This window comes from Actinoplanes sp. CA-051413 (genome assembly GCF_050955795.1).
GTDB lineage: Bacteria > Actinomycetota > Actinomycetes > Mycobacteriales > Micromonosporaceae > Actinoplanes.
In genome coordinates this window covers 9816991-9843672 of sequence record NZ_CP192100.1, presented here as the reverse complement: position 1 = coordinate 9843672, position 26682 = coordinate 9816991, and the positions used below count along the sequence as shown (strand labels likewise).

General features: G+C 71.2%; 20 protein-coding genes. 8 read left to right on the top strand and 12 right to left on the bottom strand.

All coding sequences use genetic code 11. The features are described 5' to 3' along the window. Positions 1-105 precede the first annotated feature (105 nt). The 3 genes from ACQP2Y_RS46470 to ACQP2Y_RS46460 are packed head-to-tail and all read right to left on the bottom strand — an operon-like array spanning position 106 to position 7797. Positions 106-7062, bottom strand: coding sequence for a toxin glutamine deamidase domain-containing protein (locus ACQP2Y_RS46470; RefSeq protein ID WP_433723316.1), 6957 nt, complete (start codon positions 7060-7062; stop codon positions 106-108). Further along, on the bottom strand, positions 7059-7391 hold the full coding sequence (locus tag ACQP2Y_RS46465; protein ID WP_433723314.1) for a hypothetical protein: 333 nt from the start codon (positions 7389-7391) through the stop codon (positions 7059-7061). Before ACQP2Y_RS46465 ends, ACQP2Y_RS46470 begins: the two co-directional genes overlap by 4 nt. Beyond that, positions 7384-7797 carry a YbaB/EbfC family nucleoid-associated protein gene (locus tag ACQP2Y_RS46460; RefSeq protein ID WP_433723312.1) on the bottom strand — a complete coding sequence of 138 codons (414 nt, stop codon included), beginning with the start codon at positions 7795-7797 and terminating at the stop codon, positions 7384-7386. Before ACQP2Y_RS46460 ends, ACQP2Y_RS46465 begins: the two co-directional genes overlap by 8 nt. Before the next feature lie 124 nt (positions 7798-7921). Here ACQP2Y_RS46460 and ACQP2Y_RS46455 point away from each other — a divergent pair, with 124 nt between their 5' ends. After that, on the top strand, positions 7922-9154 hold the full coding sequence (locus tag ACQP2Y_RS46455) for an SUKH-3 domain-containing protein (protein WP_433723310.1): 1233 nt from the start codon (positions 7922-7924) through the stop codon (positions 9152-9154). Positions 9155-9158: 4 nt separating this feature from the next. Here the strand turns inward: ACQP2Y_RS46455 and ACQP2Y_RS46450 are convergent, their stop codons facing one another. From ACQP2Y_RS46450 to ACQP2Y_RS46435, 4 genes are all read right to left on the bottom strand, one after another. After that, the gene (locus ACQP2Y_RS46450) at positions 9159-9845 is read right to left on the bottom strand and encodes a maleylpyruvate isomerase N-terminal domain-containing protein (RefSeq protein WP_433723308.1); all 687 of its coding nucleotides are present in this window, start codon (positions 9843-9845) and stop codon (positions 9159-9161) included. Positions 9846-9914: 69 nt separating this feature from the next. Further along, positions 9915-10346, bottom strand: coding sequence for a zf-TFIIB domain-containing protein (locus ACQP2Y_RS46445; RefSeq protein ID WP_433723306.1), 432 nt, complete (start codon positions 10344-10346; stop codon positions 9915-9917). 1 nt (position 10347) lies between these two features. Next, on the bottom strand, positions 10348-11592 hold the full coding sequence (locus ACQP2Y_RS46440; protein ID WP_433723304.1) for a glycosyltransferase 87 family protein: 1245 nt from the start codon (positions 11590-11592) through the stop codon (positions 10348-10350). Then, positions 11589-14105, bottom strand: coding sequence for a putative bifunctional diguanylate cyclase/phosphodiesterase (locus ACQP2Y_RS46435; RefSeq protein ID WP_433723302.1), 2517 nt, complete (start codon positions 14103-14105; stop codon positions 11589-11591). The genes ACQP2Y_RS46440 and ACQP2Y_RS46435 overlap by 4 nt, the downstream gene beginning before the upstream one ends. A gap of 629 nt (positions 14106-14734) precedes the next feature. On the opposite strand from ACQP2Y_RS46435, the gene moaC reads away from it, so the two are divergent. The 4 genes from moaC to ACQP2Y_RS46415 are packed head-to-tail and all read left to right on the top strand — an operon-like array spanning position 14735 to position 17308. Beyond that, entirely contained in the window at positions 14735-15175 is a 441-nt protein-coding gene (gene moaC / locus ACQP2Y_RS46430) for a cyclic pyranopterin monophosphate synthase MoaC (RefSeq protein WP_433732395.1), read from the top strand. Beyond that, positions 15172-15657, top strand: a complete 486-nt coding sequence (locus tag ACQP2Y_RS46425) for a MogA/MoaB family molybdenum cofactor biosynthesis protein (protein ID WP_433723300.1) — start codon at positions 15172-15174, stop codon at positions 15655-15657. The genes moaC and ACQP2Y_RS46425 overlap by 4 nt, the downstream gene beginning before the upstream one ends. After that, positions 15654-16880 carry a molybdopterin molybdotransferase MoeA gene (locus ACQP2Y_RS46420; protein ID WP_433723298.1) on the top strand — a complete coding sequence of 409 codons (1227 nt, stop codon included), beginning with the start codon at positions 15654-15656 and terminating at the stop codon, positions 16878-16880. The genes ACQP2Y_RS46425 and ACQP2Y_RS46420 overlap by 4 nt, the downstream gene beginning before the upstream one ends. After that, complete coding sequence (locus ACQP2Y_RS46415) at positions 16877-17308, top strand: molybdenum cofactor biosynthesis protein MoaE (RefSeq protein WP_360833781.1); 432 nt, start codon at positions 16877-16879, stop codon at positions 17306-17308. Before ACQP2Y_RS46420 ends, ACQP2Y_RS46415 begins: the two co-directional genes overlap by 4 nt. Before the next feature lie 3 nt (positions 17309-17311). Here the strand turns inward: ACQP2Y_RS46415 and ACQP2Y_RS46410 are convergent, their stop codons facing one another. Further along, complete coding sequence (locus tag ACQP2Y_RS46410; protein ID WP_433723296.1) at positions 17312-18793, bottom strand: glycosyltransferase 87 family protein; 1482 nt, start codon at positions 18791-18793, stop codon at positions 17312-17314. Positions 18794-18898: 105 nt separating this feature from the next. Then, on the bottom strand, positions 18899-19441 hold the full coding sequence (locus ACQP2Y_RS46405; RefSeq protein WP_360546586.1) for a DoxX family protein: 543 nt from the start codon (positions 19439-19441) through the stop codon (positions 18899-18901). 85 nt (positions 19442-19526) lie between these two features. On the opposite strand from ACQP2Y_RS46405, the gene ACQP2Y_RS46400 reads away from it, so the two are divergent. Continuing rightward, positions 19527-20009: a GNAT family N-acetyltransferase gene (locus ACQP2Y_RS46400; RefSeq protein WP_433723293.1), complete on the top strand. Its 483-nt coding sequence runs from the start codon at positions 19527-19529 to the stop codon at positions 20007-20009. A gap of 13 nt (positions 20010-20022) precedes the next feature. On the opposite strand, the gene ACQP2Y_RS46395 is transcribed toward ACQP2Y_RS46400, so the two are convergent. Both ACQP2Y_RS46395 and ACQP2Y_RS46390 read right to left on the bottom strand, forming a co-directional pair. Continuing rightward, the gene (locus ACQP2Y_RS46395) at positions 20023-21225 is read right to left on the bottom strand and encodes an AAA family ATPase (protein WP_433723291.1); all 1203 of its coding nucleotides are present in this window, start codon (positions 21223-21225) and stop codon (positions 20023-20025) included. A 90-nt stretch (positions 21226-21315) separates the two neighbouring features. After that, on the bottom strand, positions 21316-22014 hold the full coding sequence (locus tag ACQP2Y_RS46390; protein ID WP_433723289.1) for an LppU/SCO3897 family protein: 699 nt from the start codon (positions 22012-22014) through the stop codon (positions 21316-21318). Between the two features lie 368 nt (positions 22015-22382). On the opposite strand from ACQP2Y_RS46390, the gene ACQP2Y_RS46385 reads away from it, so the two are divergent. After that, a complete protein-coding gene (locus ACQP2Y_RS46385; RefSeq protein ID WP_433723287.1) occupies positions 22383-22889 on the top strand; it encodes a prepilin peptidase in 507 nt (168 codons plus the stop codon). A 76-nt stretch (positions 22890-22965) separates the two neighbouring features. Beyond that, positions 22966-23430, top strand: coding sequence for a GNAT family N-acetyltransferase (locus tag ACQP2Y_RS46380; RefSeq protein ID WP_433723285.1), 465 nt, complete (start codon positions 22966-22968; stop codon positions 23428-23430). Here ACQP2Y_RS46380 and ACQP2Y_RS46375 read toward each other — a convergent pair. Next, a complete protein-coding gene (locus ACQP2Y_RS46375) occupies positions 23416-26577 on the bottom strand; it encodes a UvrD-helicase domain-containing protein (protein ID WP_433723283.1) in 3162 nt (1053 codons plus the stop codon). The two genes, ACQP2Y_RS46380 and ACQP2Y_RS46375, sit on opposite strands and share 15 nt — an antisense overlap. Positions 26578-26682 lie beyond the last annotated feature (105 nt).

Below are 26682 nucleotides of genomic sequence, written 5' to 3'. Positions count from 1 at the left end.
GCTGAGGGTCCAGTAGGGCCTCTGTGGCGTTGAGGCGGTGATCCGTGGTCGCGTGGTCGACCAGAAGGCGCACCACGACGTCGGCGAGTTCCGGCGAATGAGGTTCTACGTACTTGCGAACGCGTGCTGCGCGGCAGCGAGTGCCGCGGGATCGACGCGCCCCGGCTCGGCATCCCTCGGCACTGGACCGGACGGGGTGGGTGGCGGAGTGTTGCGAGGTGCTACTGACGGGGTGGGCCGTACGTCCAACCCATCCGTTGGCCCTCCTCCACCATCGCTTGGAGGATTTCCTCGGCGGGGAGTTCCGTGTGCAGGTTCTCCCGTGCGATCTGCTCGGCCGTGATCCTGTCTATCTGCTTCCTTCGGTCCTGGTACTTGTCGTCGTACAGCATCGGTACCGCCAGTGCCGGAGCGTAGATCCACGCCTTCCGCGGGACGCTCCAGATCACTGCCTGGAAGGGGTTGTCCATGATCACTTGGTAGGCGATCAGGCTGCTTACTGTCCCCGACATGTCGGACTTCAGGACCGCCTGATAGCCGAATCTCTCGTCGGTCATCGCCCTCATCCGATCCGCTGTTGCCGAAGACATCATCTCGCGTGAGCCTGTGCGCCGCGAGGACTTCGTCGAAGGTCTGGTTACGCTGAGCAAGGTACTGAGAGTAGTCCGCCCACATTACGGGCTCGTCATCAATGAAGCGCCGGAAAGTGGTGTCGACCGTTTTGGTGATCGGCAGGCGTGCCAAGTCGGCAGGCCGGTGGGAACCGATGTCGTTGTCTTTGTTGACGGCGAGCATTTCGAGGAAGGCTTCTATGCGTTGGCGTGCCGGCGCTCGCTGAAGCCGTACCTTCTTGTACAGATCGTGGGTGATTGAGCTGACATCCAAGGAGAGCGCGGTCGGGAACTGCAACTCGACCAGGAAGCCTTGAGGGTCCACCAGGGTCACGTTGAGACCATTGTGTCGGCCGTTGTTGTTCCAGAAATTGACCATGCGATCGACTCGAAGGTCGGAGGTCGCCAGTTCGTCGAGCGTGGACTGGACCGCTTCCACGTACCCGTCCTCGGGTACCCGCACGGAGAATCGGACGCGGTCCTTGGTGCTGGACAGGAAGTCCGCCACGTTCAGATCCTCGAACTCTGACTCGACCGCGTAGGTACGGCCCAGCGAGTCGGCGGTCTTGACGCGATATTCCTCTTTGACGACTTCGAGCGGAGTGCTGCGGCTGCTCGCGTTCACCGCCGCGACAGCGCGGTGAAGAATGGGCGACACGCGTGCCGCCGTCTCACTTGCCGCGTTGACGGATTCCTCGATCGCGGCCCGAACAGCCGGGTCGAGCGACTCCAGCATCTCTCGTTCGACCGCATCTGCGTTGAATCTGTCCGCCGACTCCGAGGCATGATCGTTGTCATCGCCGCCTGCGCTTTCCGGAGCGGCGCCCGTCGGCTCCAGCGACGACCGGCTCCACAGGCCTGCCTCGTGGTACGGCAGTGGCGCCGGGCGGCCTTGTCCGTCCACCACCACCGCGTCCATCGAGATGACGTTCCCGTCGTTCTTGACTCCTGCGTGGGAGTACAGCGGCGCTTCCTCCGACAGACGGCCCGTTTGTGGATCCAGGAACAGGATCGTGCCGTTCTGGTTCACCGCCGCCCACGCGTGGGCCGTGCCTTCTTCCGAGTCCGTGACGATGAAGGCGAAAGCGCCATGGCCCGCGTTGTACAGATGGTTGTGCAGGTTCGTCATGGCCGTGTCCACAGCCTGTTTCGCCTGCTGCGGGTCCAGCCCACCCACGTACGGGCACAGGCCCTGGAATTCCCCGCCGACGGTGTCCTCGATGCGGGCGAGGCCCCGATCCTCCGCACCCAATGGACGTGCCGGGTCGCCGTACGCGTATGAATCGAATGTGCGCGGCGCCGAGACGCGGGGGCGACCATGCACATAGGTCTCATACAGCGACAGCACGCCGTCCACGCAATTGATGCCGCGGGTCGGGTCCGCGGCCGGGCCGCCGTCGTTCGCCAGCCCGAACCAATTCCCCTGCCGGGGATCGGCCAGGCGCACCACCCGGCCGTCCGCATCGCGCGGCATGGCATTTTCCAGATCAACCTGATGTACGGCGAGAGGCGCGCGCAACCCGCCCCGTTTCCCGTACGGCCGGCTTTGGTCGACCGGCGGCGGAACGCCGTCGCCGGTGAGCGCCGACTGATCCCCGGTCTCGACCCCGCCCAGTGCCATCGTGCCGACGTCGTCGTTGATCCGCACCCAGTCCGCCGGCTCGACCTCGACCCGTTCGGGCGCGAACTCGCCGGCCAGCACCTGCCGGGCCTTGAGCTCCAGATCGTCGGCGTCCTCACTGGTACGCCGCGCCTCGGCCCGAAGGTGCTCGCCGAGCAGCGTGGAACCCGACGCCAGGGCGGCATCCGCCTGCATGCCCAGGTCGAGCACCTTGGTCCGCTGCCCATCAGCGATCCGCACCAGATAGTCGGCATACTCGGCGCGCCGATTGTCCTCGTGCGTGGCGCGCGCGTGCTCCATGTACTCGCGGTACGACTTCCGTTCCCGCGCGTCATGCTCGGCGATCCGCACCTGCTCGAGCCATTCGGCCCGCTCGGGGTGAATCCCGGCGGTCTTATTCGGCGTGCCGGATTTCAGTGCCTCGTCGATCGGTGAGCTTGGATCGTTGGAGTTCGGTGTGCTGCCATGCGTCGGCTGCAAGTCCTCGCGGGGAGCCAGGGCTTCGGCGATGCGGTCCACCGGCGCAGGCCTTGGGGCCAGCGCTTCGGCGATGCGGTCGACTGGGCGTCGCGGCGACGAGACCGGGTTGGGAGCAGGCCGCGGGGTGACGGACGGCTCCGGTGCCGGCGTCGGCGGCGTCGGGCCGGGCTGCGGATCGGGTTCCGGCCGCGGATCGAACGGCGGGACCGGCTCGGCCTGGCTGACCCGGCCGAGGTCGTCCGCCAGCAGGGCATCCGCCGTCTCGATCTTGGGAGTCGGGGTGGGCTCGACAAGATCGGGAGCCGGCGAAGGAGGTGGGGTGGCGAGCAGCCGAGGCGCCGACACAGGATCGGGCGCGGGCGAAGGCGGCGTCGCAAGATCAGGTGCGGGTGCAAGCTGCGTTGCGAAGTCAGGCGGGGGCGAAGGCGTAAGGTCAGGAGCAGGCGATGGCCCAGGGGCGGGCGCGGTCGAAAGGTCAGGTGCCGGCGCAGGCGCAGGGGTCGGCGACGGCACCGGTGCAGGTGAGGGTGGCGGAACCGGCGAAGGCGGCGGCGCAGGCGAGGGCGGTGGAGATGGAGATGGCGCAGGCGCCGGGCGAGGCGTCGGCGAAGGCGTAGGACCAGGCGACGGCGAGGGCCCCGGGAAAGGCCCAGGCCCAGGCGCCGGCGAAGGAGCAGGCTGCGGCTGGTACGCCGACGAGTAGTAAATCGGCGCCGGCCGCGGAGGCGGAGGCGGCAGAGTCGTCTGCTTGGGCCGCCAAATCCCATCCGGCCTCCCGTTGAACGGCATCGGGTTCCCCCGCCCGTCCACCACCAGCGCATCCAGCGCCACCACGTTCGCCGCGTCCGGACGCCCCAGGTGGCCGTACAAGCTGGTGCCCGGCGGCGCGACCCGGCCCGATTGCGGGTCCACGAACAGGATCTGGCCGTTCTGGTTGACCGCCGCCCACGCGTGCGCCGATCCGCCTTCCCAGGCGTTGACCAGGAACGCGAACGACCCGTGCCCACCCGCCAGCAGCTGCGCGGACACGTCACCCAACGCCTGCTGGATCTTCTGGCCGGCGACCGCCGGGTGGTCGCCGCCCACACCCGCGCTCAGTGACTGGAAGCGGCCGCCGGTTGCGTGCTCGACGCGTTCTGGGCCGATGTCCTCGCCGTACAGCGGTTTTGTCGAGTCGCCGTCCGCGTAGCCGTCGAATGTTCGCGGCGCCGACACTCGCGGGCGACCGTGCACGTACGTGTCGAAGAACGACAGCACGCAGTCCTGGCAGTTGATCCCGCGCGTCGGGTCCGCCTTCGAACCACCGTCGTTGACCAGCTGGAAGTACGGCGCGCGCGGGTCGGCACCGCGTACCGGATCGCCGTTGCCGTCGCGGGGGACCGCGCTTTCCAGGTCGACCTGGTGTTGGGCGAGCGGCTCCCGCAGGCCGGCCCTCGTCCCGTAGGGGCGGGTCGCGTCGATCGGCGGCGGATGATCGTTACCGGTGAGCATCGACCGGTTGCCGAACGTCACCGCACCGCGCGCCAGCCGGCCACGGTCCTCATTGGCCCGATGCCAGTGCTGCGGCGCGACGTCCGTGATGGTTCCGGACGGTGGCCGCCACGCCGGGTCCTTCAGCGCAGCGGCCTGCGCCTCCGCCCGTTCGGCCTCGGCGGTCGCCACATCGACGTGAGCCTGGAAGTACGCCGCCATATGCGGATCAAACTTGAGGAAACGCGCAACCCGGGCAGATCGCCGTGCGCTCCGAGCCCGGCGGCGCGCGCTCTCCGCCTTGCCCTCGACCGCGTCGATCACTTCCTGACGACGGTGCGTCGCATACGACTCGCGCAGCTCCTGCGCGTACCGGAAATAACCGTCCACTTCGGTCTCCGGCGCGGCCGCCGTCTGCGGCGGCAACCCGCGGCCGGGAGCAGCGCCGACCAGGACCGCCGCCGGATCCGTCGGGGTCGTGCTCAACCGCGACGGTACGTCCACAGCCCCGTCCCGAGGCCCAGGCACCTGCGGCGGTCGCGTGGCCGGGTTGCTCGGAGCCGGTCCACCGGGATCGGTCCGCCCCGGAAGCAGCCCGGTCCCGGTCCCACCGGCCGCCGGCGCAGTGACATCAACCGCAGCCGAGCCCCGAGCAGCACCGACCGGCGAGGCGGGATTCCGTGGCAACGTGGGGTTCGAATCGTTGCCGACGGGCGTGCTGCCGTCAGGACCAGTCCGCGGCGGCGTGACGTTCGGACCGGCGATACCCGGGCTGGTGACGTTCGGGCCGGCGACGTTCGGACCGGCGATACCCGGGCCGGTGACGTTCGGGCCGGCGACGTTCGGGCCGGCGACGCCTGGGCCGGTGACGTTCGGGCCGGTGACGTTCGGGCCGGTCGGTGAGGTGCCGGTGGGTGAGGTGCCGGCCGGCGTCGGGTGCGTGCCGTTGCCGAGCGGGGAGCTCCCGTTCCCGGGCAGCGAAGGATTAGCAGTGCTGATGTTCGGCCGATTGGGGGCATCCGTGCGCGAAGTCAGGTCAATCCCGGGACTCCGGGCCGGGGGCGCGGTGCCGTTGCTCGACGTGTCCGTCCCGAAGGGAGACCACGGGCTGAGGCCACCCGTCGGCGCAGCGGAGCGAGGACCCGAGCTGACCGACGGCCCATTACCCGAGGGAGACCCAGCCGGACCTGCAGTGCCTGACGGCGACGACCCCGAAGTCCCGGCCACAGAAGGACCAGAACCCGAGGTCACCGACCCGGTGGACATCGACCCGGTGGACATCGACCCGCCACCACCTTGGAAACCGGCCGGAGCAGAAGAACCAAGCCCACCGGGCGGGCCGGATCCGGCGAATCCGGCCGGCGTCCCCCCGCCGGCCATCCCGCCCGGCGTGCCGGATCCGGAGCCTGTGAGAACACCAGGCGTGCCGGATCCGGAGCCGGCGAGCCCACCAGGCGAACCGGCCCCTGCCGAAGCACCCGAAGCAACAGCAGTGCCCGAAGACCCGGACACCCCCGTCTCGCCCCCGATCGACGAAGGCGCATCAACCGCAGGCGCAAGGCTCGACAGATTGACCCCACCGGACGGCGCCGGAGCCGCGTAGGACATCGAAGTCGCATCCGCCGAGCGGGAACTGCCATCCGCCGAAACGGACACCGGCCCGGCCGAAGAACCACCTGCAGATGACGCCGGATCGGATGAAACCGACAAGGGCGCAAACGCGGCCCCGGAACCCGAAGACCCACCTGAAGAGGGACCAGCCGAGGAAGCGGCGGCCGAGGACACCGACGACACCGACGACACCGACGACAACGGCCCGGCCTCACCCCCGTCCGCGGCCGCAGATCCCGACCCGAGAGACACCGGACCACCAGGCACCCCGAGATTGCCGACCTTGTCGGCCAGCCCGTCCGCGAAGCCCGACCGCGTGCCATCCATCAGCGACCCACTGGCCCCCGAGCTGGCCGACTTGGCGACACTCTCCAGATCCGGCAGATCCCCACTGACCGCAGCCCCGCCGAACTCCCCGAGCACCTCTGCAGCCATCCCACGGGTCATTCCCCCGCCGCCGTGGCCGCCCTTGCCGATGCCCGCCCCGCTTGCCGCAAACCCGCCCGCGAATCCGCCGGCCGCCGACATCCCGAGATCCCGTACGTCGAAGCCGTGCGCCCGCCCGGTCGAGTTCTGGTACGCCTGGATCGCCCCGTTGGTGGCGATCTCCTCGCGCATCTCGTCGAAGCCCTCCTTGAAGGCTTCCTTGCCGAGCTTCTTCAGGCCCGCCTTCGTGGTCAGCTGCTTGGCCGCCCGCTGCCCGGCCTCCTTCAGCGACTGCTTGATCGCCTTCTTGCTGAGCTGCTGGACCAGCCGCTTGAAGATCTGCTGGATGGCCAGCCGGGTCGCCGCGATCAGGCCGCCCGCCGCCGGGGACGCCGCACCCAGGGTCAGCGCCACGGCGACCGCCATGCCGATCAGCTCGATCAGGAACAGGCCGATCTCGATCCAGGCCTCGAGTTTGGCGCCCTCGATGTCGCAGCCGCATTCCTCGACGAGTTTGCCCAGCTCGTCGGCGATGGCCAGGAGCGAGTTGAGCGGCGCGTTCTCGTCCGCGGACAGCTGGTCCCAGGCGCCCTTGAAGGCCTGCGCGCCCGCTCCGCCGTACCCGGAGAGCACCTGGCCGGCCGCGTCGTAGGCCTCGTCGCGCGGTTCGGCCAGGCGTTGGGCGAGCGCGTACCAGCGGTCGGCGACGTCCCAGGTCGTCTTCTCGTTGCCTTCCGGCCAGTCGAAGCCGACCACCCATTCGAGCGCCTCGTACGCCCAGCCGGGCACGTCGAACGGCATGTAGTCGAGCGGGTGCGGGATGGGGCTGGGCAGGATCGTCACGAGCGTGTCCTGTACGTCCGCTCCACCTGGACGGCTGCGTGGTGGTCCGTCTCGGTGGCCTCACGGACCGTGTCGACCACCGCGTCGCCCAGGCCCTCGACGTACAGGCCGAGCTTTTCCCAGGCCAGCAGTACCTGCTGCTCGATCGGGCGGTAGTTGTTCTCGAAGGCCTGGCCGATCTCGTCGGCGCCCCAGGGGCGCTGGCCGCTGATGGCGGCGAGCTCGCCGCCGGCGCCGGAGCGCTCCGCGGTCAGGTGCTTGCCGGCTGCCGCCAGGTCGCGGCCGCCGTTCAGCACGCGGTCGGGGTCGAGCCACAGTTCCTCAGCCATTGTCGTCCGCCTCGCGCATGATCGCGTCCTGGCGGCGCAGCAGTGAGCCGAAGTTGTTGTCCCGGATGAACTGCATCGGGCCCGAGTCGGCCGGCAGGTAGCCGGACATGATCTGCTGCACCTGCTCCGCCACCTGCGCGGCCGCCTTCTCCGTGGTCGCGACGATCTTGCGGCCGAGCTCGGCCGCGTCCATGTCACGGTAGATCCGCCGATCCAGGCGCAGGTCGATCAGCTGGCCCCGGGGGCCCACCGTCGCGCGGATCAGACCGTCCTCGGATTCCGCGGTGACCTGCAGTTCCGCCAGCCGCTGCTGGATGTCGTCCATTCCGGACCGGAGCCGCTGGTACTGCCCGTACACGTCGTCGAAGCGCGCTCGCAGCGCGTGGTTGGCATCGCGATCCGCCATGTCCGCCACGGTCGTCCTCCCCCGGCACCCGACCATCGATCGAGGTGACCCTACCGGGCGGCGCGACGCGTCGTGGTCCGGTAGTTTCACCTCCGCACACGGATGCGGGGCGACAGGGGTTCAGATGATCACGCGGGAGGACGCCGAGGAGATCGCCGCCGGCTGGGCGCGCAGCGAGACCGAGCGCCGGGGGTACGAGTGCCTGCCCATGGTCTCCGAGTTCGACCTCGGTTTTGTGGTCTGGACCAAGCAGCCGCCGACCGTGCTGCCCATCCCCGGTGACGGCGCCCGTACGGTCATCGACCGCCAGACCGGCGCCCTGTCCACGTATCCCGGTGTGCCCGCCGAGGTGATCGCCGATCTCTACCGCACCCACCAGCCGGACGTGGTCGCCCAGCGCCGCACGGTCGATCCCGAGGTGGAGCTGCGCCGCAACGCCCGCCGCCGGCCGACGCCCACCACCGCCGCGCATCTGACCGTCGACGGCCGGTTGTTCATCGCCCGCGGCGCGAAGGGCGACCAGGAGATCGACCTTCACCCGCTGGTCCGCGCCTATCTGGGCAGTCTGGAGCCCGGCCGCACAGTGCGCGGCACCGAACGCCACGCCGAGCTGATCGTGCTCTCCGACGCCCTGCACGAGGCCGACCGGCAGCGTGGTGAGCCGTTGACGCTGGACGAGGCCCGCGCGTGGTTGCGCACCGCCGACTTCGAGGCGTACTACGTCCGGGACCGGGGTGACCCGCTGGGCGCGACCGTGGCGCGGCCGTGCGAGTCGTGCATCCTGACGCTCGTCGACTTCGCGCTGCTGCCCTGGTCGCATCTGGCGTTTGTGGAGCCCTTCCGGCCGTACTCGGAGAACATCGCCCAGCCCGGTCGCTTCCCGGACCCGGTCGCCGGGGCCCTCGCCGACGCGGGCTGGCGCCCGATGCAGCCGGTGGTGGCCGAGGTGCTGGCCGACGGGATGATCGACGACGTGGTCAACGTGCCCGGCCTGCGGTTCCGGCATGTGCCGTTCCCGGCCGCCCGGGCCGCGATCATGGATTTCCCGGGCATCTTCTGCGGCCTGCGCGGCCCGGGGGTACGCCGCTGGGTCCGCTGGCTCAACCTCGAGCCCGTGGCGGCGGCGCACTCGGCGGACGTGCTGGGTGAGTTCGCCGAGGTGATCGGGGCGCCGCTGTTCCCGCTCGGTGTGGAGGCCAAGGGTGACGCGATCGTGGCGATCGACGAGCGCGGCCGGATGTTCGCGCTGGACCAGGGCGGCGAGTGGTTCCTGGGCGAGACCTTGGACGAGGGCCTGCTCAGCCTGCTGACCGGTGACGGCCCGGCGGAACGCGTCCGCGACGACGGCACCTGGTAGGCCGTCAGCTCAGCAGTGGGAAGAGCTCCGCGCGATCACCCAGCGCTTCGCGGTCGTCGGTGGTCAGCTCTTCGCGGCCCGAGCACTTGAGCAGGGCCTCCGGCTCGGACCAGTAGTCCGGCAGACCGTCGCCCCCGGCCAGGCCGTCCACCGTGGACATCGCGACCGCCACGGCCTCGGGCGCCGGGTCGGGCGCGTCCGGCAACGACACGATCATGTCGAGATGGTGGATGACCGCCTCGGTGATCAGGGTGGCGATGAAGTCCGGGACGGGGAGTACCAGGTTCTGCGTACGGATCAGGCTCGCCGGGTCGGCCTGGCGGGCCGCGTACCCGGCGGCGGCGACCGTCTCGGTCCAGCGCTCGACGACGCCGTGCGGCCGGGTGAAGGCCGAGGCCGTGCGGCGGACCCACTGGGCGTGCGCGATGGCGCCGGTCTCACCCGCACCCGGGAACGACCGGAAGTAGGTGACGAAGTCGGTGTCAGGCGGGCCGTCGGCCGGAGTGGCGAACGCGACCAGGGCCCGCTGCGGATCGAGGCTCAGGTGCAGCAGCAGGTCGCAGATCGTCCAGCCGCGGCAGCCCGACGGCAGCAGCAGGTCGAAATCGTCAAGGTCACGGACGACGGCCGTCACGCCGGCATAGGCGACGGTCAAGGCCTCGGCGAGGGCGGCGGGCGCGGGAAGTCCCATGACTCAGCACCCTGGCACGCCGCGAGCCCGCCCGCATCCAGAAGGCGCGGGCGGGCAGCGGCGGTCGGCTCAGCCGAAGAAGTCGTCGAGGAAGCCCTTGTGCTTCTTACGGCCGCGGTAGTGCCCGTGGTGGCCCTGCTGGCGGTAGTGGCCGTGGTATCCGGCGCCGTACTGCGGCTGGGGCGCGCCATAGGGCGCTGCGGCGGGATATGCCGGCTGGCCATAGGCGGGCGGCGGCGGTGATGCGTAGCCACCACCGTGCGGCGGCGGGGGCGGAGGCGGGGCGTAGCCACCCGGCTGCGGGGCGACGGGCGGGGCCTGTGCGGGACGCGGGGCGGCGGGCGCTCCCGGTCGGTTCCAGTTGGCCTCGGCCTCGAAGAGCTTCTCCAGCTCACCCCGGTCGAGGAAGATCCCCCGGCACTCGGTGCACTGATCGACCGTGACGCCGCTGCGCTCGTAAACCCGCATCTCGCCATGACACTTCGGACAGGTCATCTGCATCTCACAAACGGTACAAGGCTGTGTCTCCGTGTGGTGCCGTACTTGCTGTGGGTCTGCTGAGTGCTGTGCCGAGAGCGGGTGCCCAGACCAGCAGAGCGAGTGGGTAGAGCAGGTATCCGAAACGGGTCGTGGGCATCAGCAGGATCGCGGCCAGCAGGCCGTACCCGCAGAAGAGCGCAGCCGCCGCGGCCGTGCGCGGCGGCCGGCGGACGAGCACGACGGCGATCGCCAGGGCCACCGCGACCAGCAGCCCGATCGCGACATAACGACCGCCCGGCACCGCCTGGGTGATCAGGTAGCCGGGGAACGGCGACTGGGCCGGGCTGGTCACCAGGCCGTGCCCGAGCGGGAAGCGGATCACGTTCTCGACGAACGCGTTCCCGTCGACCAGCAGAGCGGGCATCAGCGTCAGGACCGGCAGGCCGAGCGCGCCGGGCAGGAAGCGGCGGCCGTTGCCGGTGGAGACGGCGAGGACGGCGAGGACGACCACGATCGGCAGGGCGAAGAGCTTGAGGGCGGCGGCCGCGCCGACGGCGACGCCCGCGGCGCCGTAGCGACCGCTCGCGCACAAAGCCAGGGCCAGCAGGGCGAGAGCCAGGACCGGCAGGTCGTCGCCACCGGTGGCCAGGGTCAGGGCACAGATCGGGAGTACGGTCGCAAACTGCACCGCTCGCACCAGGCTCGCGCCCCGCGGCAGCAGCCGGATCGCCACGATCAGCGCAGCCGCGGTCGCCACCGCGAACCAGACCCGGGCGTCGGTCCACCAGACGTCACCGAAGGCGGCGCGCGGCAGGCCGAAAACGGCCATACCCGGCTGGTACGGCGCATACCCCAGTAACTGCTCACCCGGCGGCAGCGCGGCGATCGCCTCCGGCCCCAGGTACGGCGTCCCGGTGCTCGCCAGCCGCTCACCCATGTGCTCGACGACCAGCACTTCCTCCTGCGCCCGGCCGGTACGCCCGCCGGCCCGCTGCACCGCCTCGATCACCAGCGGCAGGATCGCCGTGCCGGCCCAGGCGACCCAGGTCAGCGCCATCCGCCACCGTGGCCGCCGCAGCACCAGCTGCCCGGCCACCACCAGGAACGCGCCGAGGTAGGCCCAGGCGGCGACGGCACCCCAGGCCCGGTGCGGCAGCAACGTCGAGGTCAGCGCGGTCACCAGGGCGAACGCGGCGGCGAGGCCGTACAGCGCGGCGTCGGCGGCGAGGCCGTCCCGGGCCCGGTCGAGTCGCGCGAGCAGAGTCACGCGGGCAAGTGTGGCAGAGAAGATCTGCCCTGCCCGGGCGTCCGGCGCCGGGGCATCCGGACGACGGACCCGGCCGGGTGCAGGGCCCCGGCCAGCACACCCGGACGTCCGCCGGAACCGCGCTGCAGCGTGGCCAGCAGCCGCCCGGAACGCATCGGACGCGCGAACAGGTGGCCCTGACCCGCGACACAGCCCAGCTCCCAGAGCGCAAGACGCTGCGGCTCACTCTCGACGCCCTCGGCGACGACCGTCAGGTGCAGGCTGCGCGCCAGGTCCACGGTCGAGCGGACCACGGCGGCGGCCTCGGAGGAGGTCTCGACCGCCCGGACGAAACCACGATCGATCTTGAGCTGGTGCACGGGCAGCCGGGACAGCACCGAGAGCGAGGAGACGCCGGTGCCGAAGTCGTCGAGGGCCAGCCGTACGCCGGCATCACGCAGCTCGTTCAGCGCCCGGTCGACGACGTCGAGCTGGCTCAGGGTGAGGGTCTCGGCCAGCTCCAGCACCAGCCGGTCGGCCGGCACAGCGTGCCGGGCGAGCTGGGCGAGCACGGCCCCCGGGAAGGTCTCGTCGAGCAGGCTGCGCGGCGAGACGTTGACCGCCACCGGCAGGTCGAAGCCGGCGTCGAGCCACATCCGGTACGCGGTCAGCGACTGCTCCAGCACCGCGTTCACGAAGCCCGGCAGCTGCCCGGAGCGTTCGACGGTCTGCAGGAACTGCGCCGGGGTGAGGTTGCCGTGCTGCGGATGGTGCCAGCGGGCCAGCGCCTCGGCCGAGATCACCTCGCCGCTGCCGAGGTCGACGATCGGCTGGAAGTCCACGGTGAACTCGTGCTCGGCCACCGCGCGGGACAGCTCCCCGCCCAGCATGAGCCGGCCCACGTCGGCGGTGTCGCGCGCGTGGGCGTAGGTGGCGGTCCGCTGACCGCCGCGCTTCGCCTGGTACATCGCCACGTCCGCGCGGCGCATCAGCTCCTGGACGCCGCCGCTGCCGGGCGCGAGGGCGATGCCGCCGGCCGCCTGCACGGTGAGCTGCATGCCTTCGACCTCGATCGGTCGTTCCAGGCTGTCGAGCAGGACAGCGGCCCGGTGCGCGGCCACCGCGGGGGTGGGCAGTCCGGTGAGAAGCATCGCGAATTCGTCGCCGCCGAGCCGGGCCACCAGGTCACCCGGGGTCGCGGCCGCCTCCAGGCGGTGCGCGACCTCGCGCAGCACGTCGTCGCCGGCGGTGTGCCCCAGCGTGTCGTTGACTTCCTTGAAGTGGTTGAGGTCGATCAGCAGCAGGGCGAAGATGCCGTCGGTGGTCCGAGCCGCGAAGAGCCCACGCGCCTGTTCCAGCAGCTCGCGCCGGTTGGCCAGCCCGGTCAACGGGTCGTGCGCGGCCGCGTAGGCGTTCTCGGCGTTGATCCGCTTGAGCTCCGTGTAGGCCCGGGCGTTCTGCACCGCGGTGTACAGCGATGACGCGAAGGTCTGCAGCTTGTACTGCTCGGACTCGCTCAGCTTGACCGACTTGCGGAAGAGCAGCCGCAGCACGCCGATGCTCTCGTTCGCCGGGCCCCGCAGGTCTTCCTCGATGACCGCCCCGGTCCGGGCGGGCGCTTTCGCGGCCGGTCCCTCGTAGGAGATCCGGCTGGCCGAGCCGCGCACCAGCCGCGGTGGGGTGACGTCGCGCAGCTCGATCTCGGCACCGTCGGCCGAGAAGAGCTCCGGAACCCGGGTCACGGCGGCGTGCAGGACCGCGGTCAGATCTGTGACGTTGAGCTGGCCCGTGCTGGCGGCGAGGCGCCGCCAGGCCTCCTGGTCCGACCGTTGCCCGATGTTGTTCTTCGTCGCGAACTGCAGGGCCAGCACCGTCGGCACCATGGCGACGATGAACTGGGCCTGCATGGCGACCACGAGCACGATGAGGACCGCGATCGCGACGTTGGCCAGCCGGACGATGGCGACGACGTCCCAGTTGCGGGTGATGGACTGCCGGAAGGAGGTCCGGCTGGCCATCGCCACCACGGTGTGGCCCAGCAGGTCGTCGACGACGGCGTAGGCCGCCGCGGCCAGGATCAGACCGGCGACGAGGTGGAGCACCGACGCCCGATGGAAGCTCAGGTCGGCCGGCGGACGGATGCCGGCCAGATAGGCGACGGAAGCGGCCGCGGTGGCGGCGATCGTGTTCTTGGCGACGTTGAAGCTGACCTTCAGCGGATCGCGCAGGACGACCTTGGCGATCAGGACGCCGATGGCGGTGCAGATCACGGCCACCGGCAGCGGCACGGTGGCGACGGCGACCAGGATCGAACCGGAGGTCGAGGTGAACGCCCGGTAGTCCGACCGGACCCGCAGCTCGATGAGGCGTCCGCTGGCCGACGCGATGATGACGGTCAGCGCGGCCAGGTAGAGCAGCTTGCCGGGTGGGATCGCGGTGAGCGAGTTGGCGGCCCAGACGAGGCAGGCCAACCCCCCGGACGCGACGAGACCGACATACAGCCGGAGCTGCCTGTCGGTCTTCGCGTCGTTCACTGCGAACTTCCCATGACCCCATGGTGACTCAAGGCCTGTACGGGCTGTCAATCCCTCAGTCGACATGAGTGACGGTTGTGAGGTGTCAGCTTCAGTGCCAGTCGGTCTCACGCATCTCGCAACTCCCATCTCGTGAATGCCGGGCGACCCATTGCTGGGCTCCTGCCGGGAAGAATTCTGCGAACTGCCGCAGCTCGTTTCCTGACAACAGGCTATGAACAGATCACGGAATGGGGAAGCAGGATTTGTCGGTCGTTTCACGAATTGCGAGTATCGAGAACTTTGTACCGAATGCGTAGCGGACGAATGACGCTCCGCAGTCGGTGGGGGAGCAAGCATTCCCGGCCCCGGCTCGGCCCAAACCCTCGCAAATGCCCTGGTGCGCGGGGTGATGGCCGCACTGCAATCTACTTCCCAGCCCATCGCTGTGTCCCGCTGGAAAGCGCACGATGGCCCAATTCACCGCGCGGAACGGATTGCGAATCAAAATGGCTACGCAAAGTTGGTGATCGCTGACGAAGCGAGAGGATCCGCGGGTTAATAAGGGACCGCACCGCCGCCCTCGATACGCTGTACGGGTGACGAACGCAGCGAAAATGACGCATGTCGACGCCCACGGGGCAGCCCGCATGGTGGACGTGACAGCCAAGGACGTGACCGAGCGCCTGGCCGTCGCCGCCGGCCGGCTCAGCACGACCCCGGAAGTGGTCGCCCTGCTGCGCGGGGACGGCCTGCCGAAGGGTGATGCCCTCGCCGTCGCGCGGATCGCCGGGATCATGGGCGCCAAGCGCACCCCCGACCTCGTGCCGCTGTGTCATCCGATCGGGCTGCACGGGGTCACCGTCGACCTCAGCATCACCGACACAGGCGTCGACATCACCGCGACGACCAGGACGGCCGACCGCACCGGCGTGGAGATGGAGGCGCTGACCGCCGTCGCCACCGCCGGTCTGGCACTGATCGACATGGTCAAGGCCGTCGACCCGGCGGCGAGCATCGAAGCCGTACGGGTGCTGCGCAAAGAGGGCGGCAAGACCGGCCAGTGGCTGCGCCCGCAGGACCGCCCGTGATCCGCGCCCGCGTCATCGTCGCCTCGAACCGGGCCGCGGCCGGCGTCTACGCCGACACCAGCGGTCCCCTGCTCGTCGCCGGGCTGCGCGACCTGGGCTGCGAGGTGGACCCGGAGCCGGTCGTGGTGCCCGACGGCGAGCCGGTGGCCGAGGCGCTGCGATCCGCCGTCGCGGACGGGATCCAGGTGGTGCTCACCAGCGGTGGGACAGGCGTCACTCCGACCGACCGGACCCCCGAGGCGACCCGTCCGCTGCTCGACTTCGAGGTGCCCGGGATCGCGGAGGCCGTCCGCGCGTACAGCAGGGAAAAGGTGCCGTCGGCGGCGTTGTCCCGCGGGCTGGCCGGGGTGGCGGGCCGCACGCTGGTGGTCAACCTGCCCGGCTCGACCGGCGGCGCCCGCGACGGCCTGGCGGTGCTGGGGCCGATCCTTGTCCACACGGTCGCCCAGATCGGCGGCAGCGACCATAAGCTCTCCGAGTGAGCGCAGACAGCATCCCGGTCGACTGGGACAAGGCACGCACGTTCGGATACGAGGCCGGCCGGGCGGTGGCCGGTCCCGCTGAGGATGTGCCGCTCGCCGTGGCCGACGGCCGTACCCTCGCCGAGCCGCTGGTCGCGCTGACCGACCTGCCCGCCTTCCCGACGTCGAGCATCGACGGCTGGGCCGTCCGCGGCGCGGCGCCCTGGCGGCCGACCGGCCGCGTGCTGGCCGGCGGCGCGGCGGCCCCGCTCACCGCCGACGGCACCTGCGTCGAGATCGCCACCGGCGCGATGGTCCCCGAGGGCGCCGAAGCCCTGATCCGCGTCGAGGAGTCGACCCGTGACCCCGAGGGCCGGGTCAGCGGCACACCCCGCCCCCAGCCCGAGTGGCGGATGCCCGGTGACGAGGCCCGCCGCGGCGAGGTGCTGCTGCCGGCCGGCACCCCGGTCGACCCCGCGGTCCTCGGCATGGCAGCGACCTGCGGCTACGACCGGATCCCGGTCCGCCCGCAACCCCGCGCGGCCCTGCTGGTCTTCGGCGACGAGCTGCTGACCAGCGGCCCACCGGGAGTCGGCCGGGTCCGTGACTCACTGAGCCCGCTGGTCCCCGCCTGGCTGCGCCGCTACGGCGCGACTGTCAGCCCCGGGGCGGTGCGCGGCCCCGTGCAGGACACCCTCGAAGCGCACGTCGCCGCGATCCGCGAAGCACTGATGATCGCCGACGTGATCTGCACAACCGGCGGCACGATGAACGGCCCGGTCGACCACCTGCACCCGGCCCTGGCCGAGCTCGGCGCCGAATACGTGATCAACACGGTCGCGGTCCGCCCCGGCTTCCCGATGCTGCTGGCCAAGGTGCCGTCCCCGGACGGCCGCTACCGCTTCCTGGCCGGCCTGCCCGGCAACCCGCAGTCGGCCGTGATCGCCCTGATCACCCTGGTCGCCCCGCTGCTGGCCGGCCTGCACGGCCGGGAGCTGCCGCCGCTGCGCAAGGTCGAGCTGACCGCACCGGTCCCCGGCCGCGGCGGCTTCACCCACCTGGCCCTGGCCGCCCTCGACCAGGACGGCCGCCGGGCCACCCCGGTCGGCCACGTCGGCTCGGCAATGCTGAGAGGCCTGGCCACCGCCGACGGCTTCGTCGTGGTACGCCCCGACACCGAAGCGGCCGCCGGCGACCTGGTCCCGTTCCACCCCCTGCCGCTGTATCCGGGAGAGCGCCCGTGACCACCACCGAGACAGTGCGGATCGCCGAGGTCCACGACACGACCCTGGACCTGGCCGCCCATGAGAAAGCCGTGGCAGACCCCCGAGCCGGCGCGGTCGTGTCCTTCCAGGGCGTGGTCCGCGACCACGACGACGGCAAGGGCGTGACGCTGCTGGAGTACGAAGGCCACCCGTCCGCGGCGGCGGTGCTGCGCGAGGTGGCGGAGGAGATCGCGGCCGACCCGGACGTCTACGCGGTGGCAGTGTCGCACCGGGTGGGGGTGCTGGGCATCGGAGACGTGGCGCTGGTGGCGGCGGTGAGCACGGCCCACCGGGCGGCGGCGTTCACGGCGTGCGCGCGGCTGGTGGACGAGGCCAAGGCCCGCCTGCCGATCTGGAAGCGGCAGGTCTTCACCGATGGCAGCGAGGAGTGGGTGAACTGCCCCTGACGATCAGCGGCCCGGATCGCGTGGCGGTGGAATGGCTGTCGCCGGCAGCGGACCGCCTGGGCGGTTGCTCGCCGGCCCCACCCGCCGAACGAGACCCGGGCTGCCGGCCGCCGAGCGGCCGCCGCCTCCACCGCCCAGATCAGCCGAGGCCGGCTTCCGGCGTGCCCCGGGAGAAACCCGCCCCAACCACCGATTGATCGGAAACGCCGGCGCCACCCCCGGACGCCAAGGCAACGCGTTGACCAGCAGAATCAAGGCCAACGCATAGCTGTTGTCCGAGAACGAGTCGCGCAGACTCCACATCGGAGCCAGCACGAACAGCAGATACGTCATCCCCGCCGCCACTGCGAAGGTCATCCCAGGCCGGCGTCCGGGCGGCCGCCGCTGCGACGTCACCCGCCGCCGCGCCGCCGCGTCGATCAGGATCAGCACCGCTGGCAGGATCCAGATCAGTTCGTGGGTGTCGGTCACCGGCCCCACGATCGCCACCGTCAGCCCGACCAGCGTGAACGCGGCGATCTCATCCCCGTCCGCGTGGGCCGCGCGAGCCCGGATCAGCCCGACCGCGATCAGCAGCAGCGAGAACGACAACCACAGAAGCACCGGCGCTGTCGCGGAGTCGTAGATCCGAGCCAGCACGCCGGCCAGCGACTGGTTCGCGATCGCGTCGACCGGCCCGGTGCGGTCGATGCGCCACAGCACCTCGCCGAGCCAGGCGGCAGTCTCCCGAGGACTGATCAGCCAGGCGGCCAGCGCCGCGCTCAGAGCCGTACCGGTTGCGGTCAGCGCTGCCCGCCACTGCCTGGTCACCGCCAGGTACACGATGAAGAAAGCCGGAGTCACCGCCAGCGCCGTCGCCAGGCCCACCCCGAGGCCGGCCCAGGCACCGGTCGACCATCCGCGGCGCAGCAGGTCGCCCGGGGTGCGGCCGCGCGGCGGCGAGGATGCCGGCCGGCCCGGCCACCACGCCGCCCGGCTGCGCGCCCATGCGCTTCGGCGCAGCGCCACGATGTCCGCGGTGACCAGGCCGAACGCGAGCAGGTCGAGCGTGCCGAGCCCGAGGGCGGCGCGTACCGGCTCGATGGTCAGGGCCAGGGCGCTCGCGGCCAGCACGACCGGCCAGGGGCGGCGGCCGTAGCGTCGTGCGACCGGGCTGACCAGCGCGATCATCGACAGGCCGAGGGCCGCCACCCCCGCGAGGGCGGTCAGCCAGCCGGCGAGCGGCAACGGCAGGAACACCGCGGGGGAGACGACGAACAACGCGGGCGGCGGCAGCGCGGTGCCGAGGTGGGTCAGCGGCGAGCGGTACGCGTACAGGCCGTCGCCGGCGAGGGCGTGCATGATCGCCGCCCGGTCCACGGCGAGGTCGCTGAAGCCGTACCGCTGGGCGATCGTGGTGATCGCGGCCAGGATGCCGACCCACGCGAGCAGGACCACCAGGCACCTGGTCGTGGCCGGACGCGCGGCAGTCCGCATCGCGGGCATGGCGCGACCTCCCCGTGGCTCGACCCGGCGGCACGGCGCCGGTCTCGAGCGCGCCGCCGCCCTGGTGCTTCGACGGCTTAACGCCGGGCGAGCCCGTTAGGTGATTTACCCGGGGATCTTGCGCGCGGCGGCCGCGGAGACCGTGGCGATCTTGGCTTCGCGGCGGGCTGTCCGCACCGCGCGGCGCACCGAGCGCTGCGAGCGGTCCACCGCGTGGCTGGTGCGGTAGCCGATGCCGGGCTTGCCCTGGGTGTCCACGGCGGCGAGCAGCAGGCCGCCGAGCAGGCCGAGGTTCTTCAGGAAGTCGGTCTGGTGCTGCGCGCGCTGCGGCTGCGGATAGGTCCAGAACGGATGCCCCGCGAAGGTGGTCGGCACCAGACCGGCGGCGAGCGCGAGGGCGGCCGGCCGGGTGAGGCGGCCACTGGCCAGCAGCAGTCCGGCGACGACGTCGGACGCGGCCTTGGCCCGCACGAGGTCGCGCGCTTCGGTGGGCAGGCGCGGATCAACCTTCTCGATCAGCGGCGCGACTTTGTCGGTGACCCGCTTGGCTGCGGTTACCTTGGCATCCGGGTCGAGCACGACGCGGATGCCGCTGACCACGAAGATCGCACCGAGCATGGCACGGGCTGCAGTACGCACAGGCTTCATAACCCTCGTTATACCCGGATCCGCGCCGGTGTGCCGGGTGAGTTGTGGACAGGGCTCCTGAGCGGCCACCGTAGGCTTTCCAGGCATGACAGAGGTGCGCATCGAGCAACCCGAGGATGCCGACGGCATTCGCCGGCTACTGGAGTCGGCGTTCGGCGGTGAGGCTGAGGCCCGGCTGGTCGCGGCGTTGCGGCCGACCCACGCCTGGCTGCCCGAGTTTTCCGTCGTCGCCGAGGAAAACGGTCGCCTGGTGGCGTTTGCGCTGCTCAGCAGGGTGATGGTCGGTGGCGAGGAGGCGCTCGCGCTGGGACCGGTGGCCGTCACGCCCGAGCGACAGCGGCAGGGGGTCGGCACCAGCGTCGTCCGGGACGCGCTGCGGCGGGCCACCGAGGCGCGGGAACGGCTCGTGCTGGTGCTCGGCGACCCGGCGTACTACCGGCGGTTCGGGTTCGTGCCGGCTGCCCCGTACGGGATCACCAGCGAATGGTCCTCGGCCGGCGACGCCTGGCAGGTCCTGGCCCTGCGGCCGGTCGAGGCCCGCTACCCGTCGGCCTGGCGGCAGGTCTAGGCCGCGGCCCGGGTCAGGGCTGGGTCCGCAGATATCGCCCGAAGTGCGGCACGGTGAACGCCACCGTCCCCCGCTCGCCCGAGTAGATCAGGCCCTTCTTGATCAACGCGTCCCGGGCCGGCGACAGGCTGGCCGGTCGCCGGGACAGCGCGGCGGCGATGTCGGCGGTCGGCACGGCGGCGTCCATGTCGTTGCCCGAGTCGCCGGAGAGGGAGGCCATCGCGCGCATGTACTCGCGTTCGGCCGGGGTGGCGCGCTCGAAGCGGGAGCCGAAGAAGCCGACCGCCAGCTCCGCCTCGGCCTCCGGCGCGGCCACCCGGACGTCCTCGGCGGTCACCGGCGAGGTCGGCGCGTGGTCCCAGGTCGCCTTCCCGTACGCCTGCACGAAGTACGGATAGCCGCCCGACTTGTCGTAGAGCAGGTCCAGCGCCTTGGGCTCGTATTCGACGTCCTCGCGGGCGGCGGGCGCGCACAGGGCCAGGTCCGCGGCGATCCGGTCGAGGCGATCGATGCGCTGGTACCGGAAGAGGCGCTCCGAGTAGGACTTGGCCGCGGACAGCACCGCCGGCAGGTGCGGCAGGCCGGCGCCGACGACGATGAGCGGCGCGCCGAGCTGGGACAGCTCGTGGCAGGCGGCGCACAGCGCGGACACGTCCGTCGGGCCGAGGTCCTGCATCTCGTCGATGAACAGGGCGATGCCGGTGCCCACGTCCGTGGCCAGCGACGCGGCGTCGGTGAACAGCTCGACCAGGTCGATCTCGATGTCGCCGGAGTCGGCGCGGCCCCGGGCGGCCGGTACGTCGATGCCGGGCGTCCAGCGGTCGCGCAGCTTCATCGAGGAGTCGTTGGCCCGCAGCGCGAAGGCCTTGAGGACGGCCAGCACCTCGTCGACCCGTTCCGGGTTGCGGTGGTGCGGGGTCAGCTCGCGAATCGCCATGTGCAGCGCGGCGGAGACCGGGCGGCGCAGCGACTGGTCCGGCCGGGCCTCGATCTTGCCGGTGCCCCAGAGCCGGCCGATGGCGGCCGAGCGCAGGGTGTTGAGCAGGACGGTCTTGCCGACGCCGCGGAGTCCGGTGAGGACCAGGCTGCGTTCGGGGCGGCCCCGGGCGACGCGTTCCAGGACGACGTCGAAGGCGTCCAGTTCACGGCCGCGACCGGCCAGCTCGGGCGGGCGTTGGCCCGCGCCGGGCGCGTACGGGTTGCGGACCGGATCCACGGATAGCACCGTATCGGGCTCTCTAGCCGAAAAGCTAGAGTTCGCAATCGAACGCTCTCTACGAGTGTCTAGCGTCAGTCCTAGAGAGCGCTAGTCGACCCCATACTCCTTGAGGCAGAGCACGAAGTCGAGGCTGTCCAGCTCGCTGTCGTAGAAGTACCACTTCGTGTATTTCTGGACCTTGCTGCACTTGGACTCGGCGTCAGCCTCGCCGGTGGTGCGGCCGTCGACGCGCTTGAGCACCTGGTAGGTGCCGCTGGCGCAGACCACGATCTTGAGGTCGGGGCTGTCGTCCGCCGTACCCTCGTTGCGCACGCACTGGCCCTTGCCCACGAAGCGCGCGTCCTCGCTGCTCTGCGGCTCGGGCACCGAGCCGTTGGTGGCGCTGGCCGACGCGGTGGGCTGGGCCGACCGCCCGGCCTCCGTGTTGCCGGCCCGCTGCACCAGCCAGCCGGCGGTCGCCAGCCCGCCGATGATGAGCAGGGCCAGCACGACCACCAGAGCGATGATCGGAGTGTTGCGCTTGCGCGGCGGCGGCGCCGGCGGCTGCTGCCAGACGGGCGGCACGCCGTTCATCGGCGCCACGGGATAGCCGCCGTGGAAGCCCGCGGAATTCTCCTGCGACGGCGGCACCGACATCGGCTGGCCACCCCAGGCCGTCTCGGGCACCGGCGACGAATGCGTCGCGGCGTCACCCCACGGATCGGCCGGCTCGGTGTACGGCTCGTCGGAACCCGGCGGTCCGCCGGCCGACCAGCCCTGGCCGGGGTAGGGGCCGTTCTGCGACATCGGGGTTCCTCCAGGCGCGGGTTCGCTGTACGCCACCGTAGCGTGCACGCCCGGCTCGTTCTCTCCCGGAATCGCGCCGACCTGGGCTCAACTCGGCTACAACAGGGCCATTCGCCTCGTCTGTCGGCAACGCGACCCGCGCGGGGGACGCCGGCCCACTACCGTTCAGCCCCATGTCGTTCACGGTGACGGTTTGCGCGGCGATCTTCGGCGGCGCGGCGGCCGCCTTCGTTCCCCGCCTGGCGCACCGCCTGGCGGTGCCCCGCGGCAGTCGGCCGAGATCAACGTGCGCTGACTGCACGGCCGATCTGCCGACCTGGGTACGGGCGGGAGCATCGTGCGACTGTGCCCGGGCACCGGTGTGGACCTTGACGACCGGTGCGGTGGTCGGGGGCGTGCTGGGGGCCACGATCGGGCCGGCGCCGCTGTTGGTGGTGCTGCTTCCGGCGGCGCTGCTGGGCATCCTGCTGGCCTTGATCGACCTGCGCTGCCTGCGTCTGCCGGACCCGCTGGTCGGGTTGCTGGCGGTGGGGACGGTGCTGCCTCTCAGCGCTGTGGCCCTGCTGACCGGCGAGCCTGCTGGTCTTGTGCGGGCGACTCTGGGGGCCGTGCTCAGCGGCGGCATGTATCTGATCATCGCTTTGCTGCCTGGGGGCGGGCTCGGGATGGGTGACGTGAAGCTCGCCACGGTGCTGGGATTCACGCTGGGGTTCGTGGGGTGGCCGGCGGTGGTCGTCGGGCTTCTGGCACCGCATCTGATCAACGGTCCGGTTGCGGTGGTGCTCTTGCTCAGCAGGAGAGCGGAACGCCGGACTGCTCTGCCGCTGGGGCCGGCTCTGCTGACCGGTGCGCTGCTCGGTTGCCTGATCACGTAGCGCCTTGGGCCGCTTCACGCCTTGGGCCGTCTTGCGCCTCGGGAAAGTGTCAGAGGCTGCTGCCAGACTTCCGGACATGGGCGATGAGGTGCGGATCAGGGACGTCGAAGAGGCCGATCTTGAGGTGTTCTTCGCGCAGGAGCACGATGCCGAGGCCGCTCGGCGGGCCAGGTTCCCACCTCGTGAGCGGGAGCGGTTCATGACCCACTGGGCTACGAATGTGCTGGGTGATCCGACGGTTCTTGCCCAGACGGTCACCGTGGACGGCGCCACCGCGGGGAACGTGGTGTCCTGGTGGGAGCAGGAGCGGCGCTTCATCGGGTACTGGTTCGGCAGGGAGTACTGGGGGCGGGGTGTCGGAACCGCGGCGCTGACGCTCTTCCTGCAGCGCGAGACCGTTCGGCCGCTCTACGCCGATCCGTTTGTTGGCAATACCGGGTCGGTCCGGCTGCTGGAGAAATGCGGCTTCGAGAGCACCGGCACGGTCCAGCACGGCGACAACGAACACGTCATGCTCGTGCTCAGCTCAGAGGAGCCGTAGCTGGCGGTCCTTGGGCCGGGACGGGACAGCGTCGCCCATGCGCTCGAACAACCCCGCGTCGATCGCGTCCAGGAACGGTGTCGGTGACTGCTCGCGTTCCTTGCCGTGCCGGAAGCGCCGCGCCGCGTGGCTCACATAGAGCCGGTCCTGCGCCCGCGTCAGCCCCACGAAGAACAAGCGCCGTTCCTCAGCCGTCTCGTCATCCGTCGGCTTGCTGCCCGGCCAGCGCAACGGCAGCAGCCCGTCCTCACAGCCGACCAGGAACACGACCGGGAATTCCAGCCCCTTCGCCGCGTGCAGGGTCAGCAGGTTCACCGCTTCCGCCCGCGGGTCGAGCGCGTCGACCTCAGCGCCCGTGGCGATCTCCTGCAGGAATCGGGTCACGTCCTCGCCGATCCGGTGGGCGAGCGGCATGAGCAGGTCGGCGGCCGTCCAGACGTCCTCCGGCGCGAGCTGCTCGGCGTCCAGGGTCGGCGCCGCGTACCGCTGGGCCAGGACCTGCGCGGTCAGCTTGACCCGGGCGGCGAGCGATCCACCCAGGCCGTCGGCGTGCCGCAGCTCCCGCGCCAGCACCTGGACCCCGGGCCGGTCCCGCAGGCGATTGTGTGACCGCTTCTGCACCGGTACGCCGGCTCGGGACAGCGCGTCCACCACAGCCTGCGCCTGGGAGTCCGTGCGGTAGAGCACCGCGATGTCCGCGAAGGACAGGGTGCCCGGCGCGACCGCGCGGGAGTCGATGCGGCCGGAGTCGAGCGAGCGGTGCGACAGGCCACCGACCAGTTCGTCAACGGTACGGACGACGAAGTCAGCCTCGTCCGCCACGCTGCCCGCGAAGTAGCGACCGACCAGCGGCGACTCGGGGTTGACGCGGGCCGGGTCCAGCCGGCGGCCCTGCACCAGCGTGGTCGGCGCGATGGCCTGCACGGCGGCGGCCAGGATCGGCGCCGACGAGCGGTAGTTGCGGGTGAGCCGGACCAGCCGGGCGTCGGTGAAGTCGCGGCTGAAGCGCAGGAAGTACCCCACGTCGGCGCCACGGAAGGAGTAGATCGCCTGATCCGGGTCGCCGATGGCGCACAGGTTGCCGTCCGCCGGCGAGAGCAGGCGCAACAACTCGTACTGCGTGTCGTCGACGTCCTGGTACTCGTCCACGAAGATCCACTGCCAGCGTTTGCGGTACCGCTCGACCAGCTCCGGCTCGTCGCGCAGCAACGCGACAGGCATCGTGAGCAGGTCGTCCAGGTCGACGAGGTCCTGCTGACGGAGCAGTTTCGCGTACGCGTGGTCGTCATCGCCGGCCTGCTCCCGGGCCGCGGCGCGCTCCGCGTCGTCGGCGATCCGCCAGCTCGCGCCGAGCCCGGCCGCCTTGGCGTTCTCCTTGAGGATGGTCAGCCCGAGCGAATGGAACGTGCCGACCGTGATGTCCTCGGCCACGTCCGGGATCAGCGCGTCGAGCCGGTGGCGCATCTCCTCGGCGGCCCGCCGGGTGAAGGTGATCGCCAGGCAGCGTTCGGGGAAGACGCCCAGCTCAGCGCAGAGGTACGCGATCCGGTGGGTGAGGGTGCGGGTCTTGCCGGTGCCGGGCCCGGCCACGATCAGCAGCGGACCGCCGGGCGCGGAGGCCGCCACCCGCTGCATGGCGTCGAGGCGGTCCAGCAGCCCGGTGCCGACCTCTTCCATGCCGGCCAGCATCGGCTCGAACGGCTCGTGCGGGCTGGCCGGCGGGGGCAGCGGCGGCGCCTTCTTCTTCGGCTCCTTGGCGGCCTTCGGGACCGGGGCGCGGCCGATCGCCGGCTCGGCCTTGCGCTGCTGCGGCACCGGTACGGGGAGCATGTCGAACAGCGTCTCGGCCTGCGGAGCGCTCTGCTTGTTGCGCAGTTCGCCGGGCTCGAAGAGGGTGATGACGCCGTACTCACCGTCGTACCCGGAGATCCGCCGCACGTCGCCGCGCCGCAGCCGGTCGATGGCCTCGCGCAGCTGCTCGCCGCCGGCCTGGCCGATGTCGTCGAGCGGGACGTTGCGCAGGATGTCGAGCTCCGCGCCGAGGCCGGCGACCACGTGGTTGAGCTGGCCGTCGACGGTTTTCGACTTCGGGCCGACGCCGTTGATCTCGCCCAGGATCTCGGCGAGCTGGATGAGGTGGACGACCTGCTGGTCCCGTTCGCCGCCGTCGGTGCGGTCGGCCAGCTCCTCTACGCGGTTGAGCACTCCGACGGTCAGCGGCTTGCCGCACTCGGGGCAGCGGCCGCCGTGCTCGCGGGTCTGCTGCGGCGGCCAGTTGATGCCGCAGGCCCGGTGCCCGTCCGCGTGGTACTTGCCCTCTTCGGGGAAGAACTCGATCGTGCCGGCCAGCGTCTCGCCGGCCTTGATCGCGAAGTAGTCGGGGGTGCCGCTGAAGAGCGTCGCCTCCCGGGCCAGCGCTGCGGGCGAGTGCGCGTCCGAATTGGACACGAGCCGGTAGCGGTCGAGGCTGGAGACCCGCCAGTTCATCGCCGGGTCGGAGGAGAGCCCGGTCTCCACGGCGGTGATGTGCTCGGCGAGGTCGGCGTAGCAGTCGGCGATGGCGTCGAAGCCGGACTTCGAGCCCAGCGCGGAGAACCACGGGGTCCAGATGTGCGCGGGGACGAGGTAGCCGTCGGGGCTGGCCTCGAGCACGATCTCGAGCAGGTCGCGGGAGTCGAGGCCGAGGATCGGGCGGCCGTCCGCGGTGAGGTTGCCGATCCGGCCGAGCGCGGTGTTGAAGCGGGCGGCGGCGGCCAGGTCCGGCATGTAGATCAGGTGGTGGACCTTGCGGGTGCGGTCGTCCCGTTTGTAGATCGTGGAGATCTCGACGCTGAGCATGAACCGGGCGTCGGTGCTGCTCTGCAGGATCGGCGGCAGCTTGCGGCTGACCTCCTGCTCCGCGTCGGCGCCGAGCCGGTAGAGGCCGGGCTCGTCGGCGGGGACCAGATTTTCCCGGAGGTGGTCGAACCAGGCGGGATGCGTGAAGTCCCCGGTGCCGAGCACGGCGATGCCCTTGCGCCGAGCCCACCAGGCCAGGTTCGGCAGGGTGAGGTCGCGGCTGCAGGCCCGCGAATACTTGGAGTGGATGTGCAGATCCGCGACGTATGTGTCCGCGGTGACCGAGGACCCTGCGCTAACCGAGGGCACGCTGCATCCTGTCACGAGCGCCCGGCGCGCCACGAGCCGCCACGCGCGAAGTGACATAACCGATCCACGATTGAATCCTGCGGAGATGTGCCCCGTGGCTCAGCG

Coding starts and splice junctions, on each gene's coding strand:
- ACQP2Y_RS46465 (WP_433723314.1), bottom strand. CDS start 7,391: ATGGCTGAGGAACTGTGGCTCGACCCCGACCGCGTGCTGAACGGCGGC.
- ACQP2Y_RS46460 (WP_433723312.1), bottom strand. CDS start 7,797: ATGGCGGATCGCGATGCCAACCACGCGCTGCGAGCGCGCTTCGACGAC.
- ACQP2Y_RS46455 (WP_433723310.1), top strand. CDS start 7,922: ATGATCACGCGGGAGGACGCCGAGGAGATCGCCGCCGGCTGGGCGCGC.
- ACQP2Y_RS46450 (WP_433723308.1), bottom strand. CDS start 9,845: ATGGGACTTCCCGCGCCCGCCGCCCTCGCCGAGGCCTTGACCGTCGCC.
- ACQP2Y_RS46445 (WP_433723306.1), bottom strand. CDS start 10,346: ATGCAGATGACCTGTCCGAAGTGTCATGGCGAGATGCGGGTTTACGAG.
- moaC (WP_433732395.1), top strand. CDS start 14,735: ATGGTGGACGTGACAGCCAAGGACGTGACCGAGCGCCTGGCCGTCGCC.
- ACQP2Y_RS46410 (WP_433723296.1), bottom strand. CDS start 18,793: ATGCCCGCGATGCGGACTGCCGCGCGTCCGGCCACGACCAGGTGCCTG.
- ACQP2Y_RS46405 (WP_360546586.1), bottom strand. CDS start 19,441: ATGAAGCCTGTGCGTACTGCAGCCCGTGCCATGCTCGGTGCGATCTTC.
- ACQP2Y_RS46400 (WP_433723293.1), top strand. CDS start 19,527: ATGACAGAGGTGCGCATCGAGCAACCCGAGGATGCCGACGGCATTCGC.
- ACQP2Y_RS46390 (WP_433723289.1), bottom strand. CDS start 22,014: ATGTCGCAGAACGGCCCCTACCCCGGCCAGGGCTGGTCGGCCGGCGGA.
- ACQP2Y_RS46380 (WP_433723285.1), top strand. CDS start 22,966: ATGGGCGATGAGGTGCGGATCAGGGACGTCGAAGAGGCCGATCTTGAG.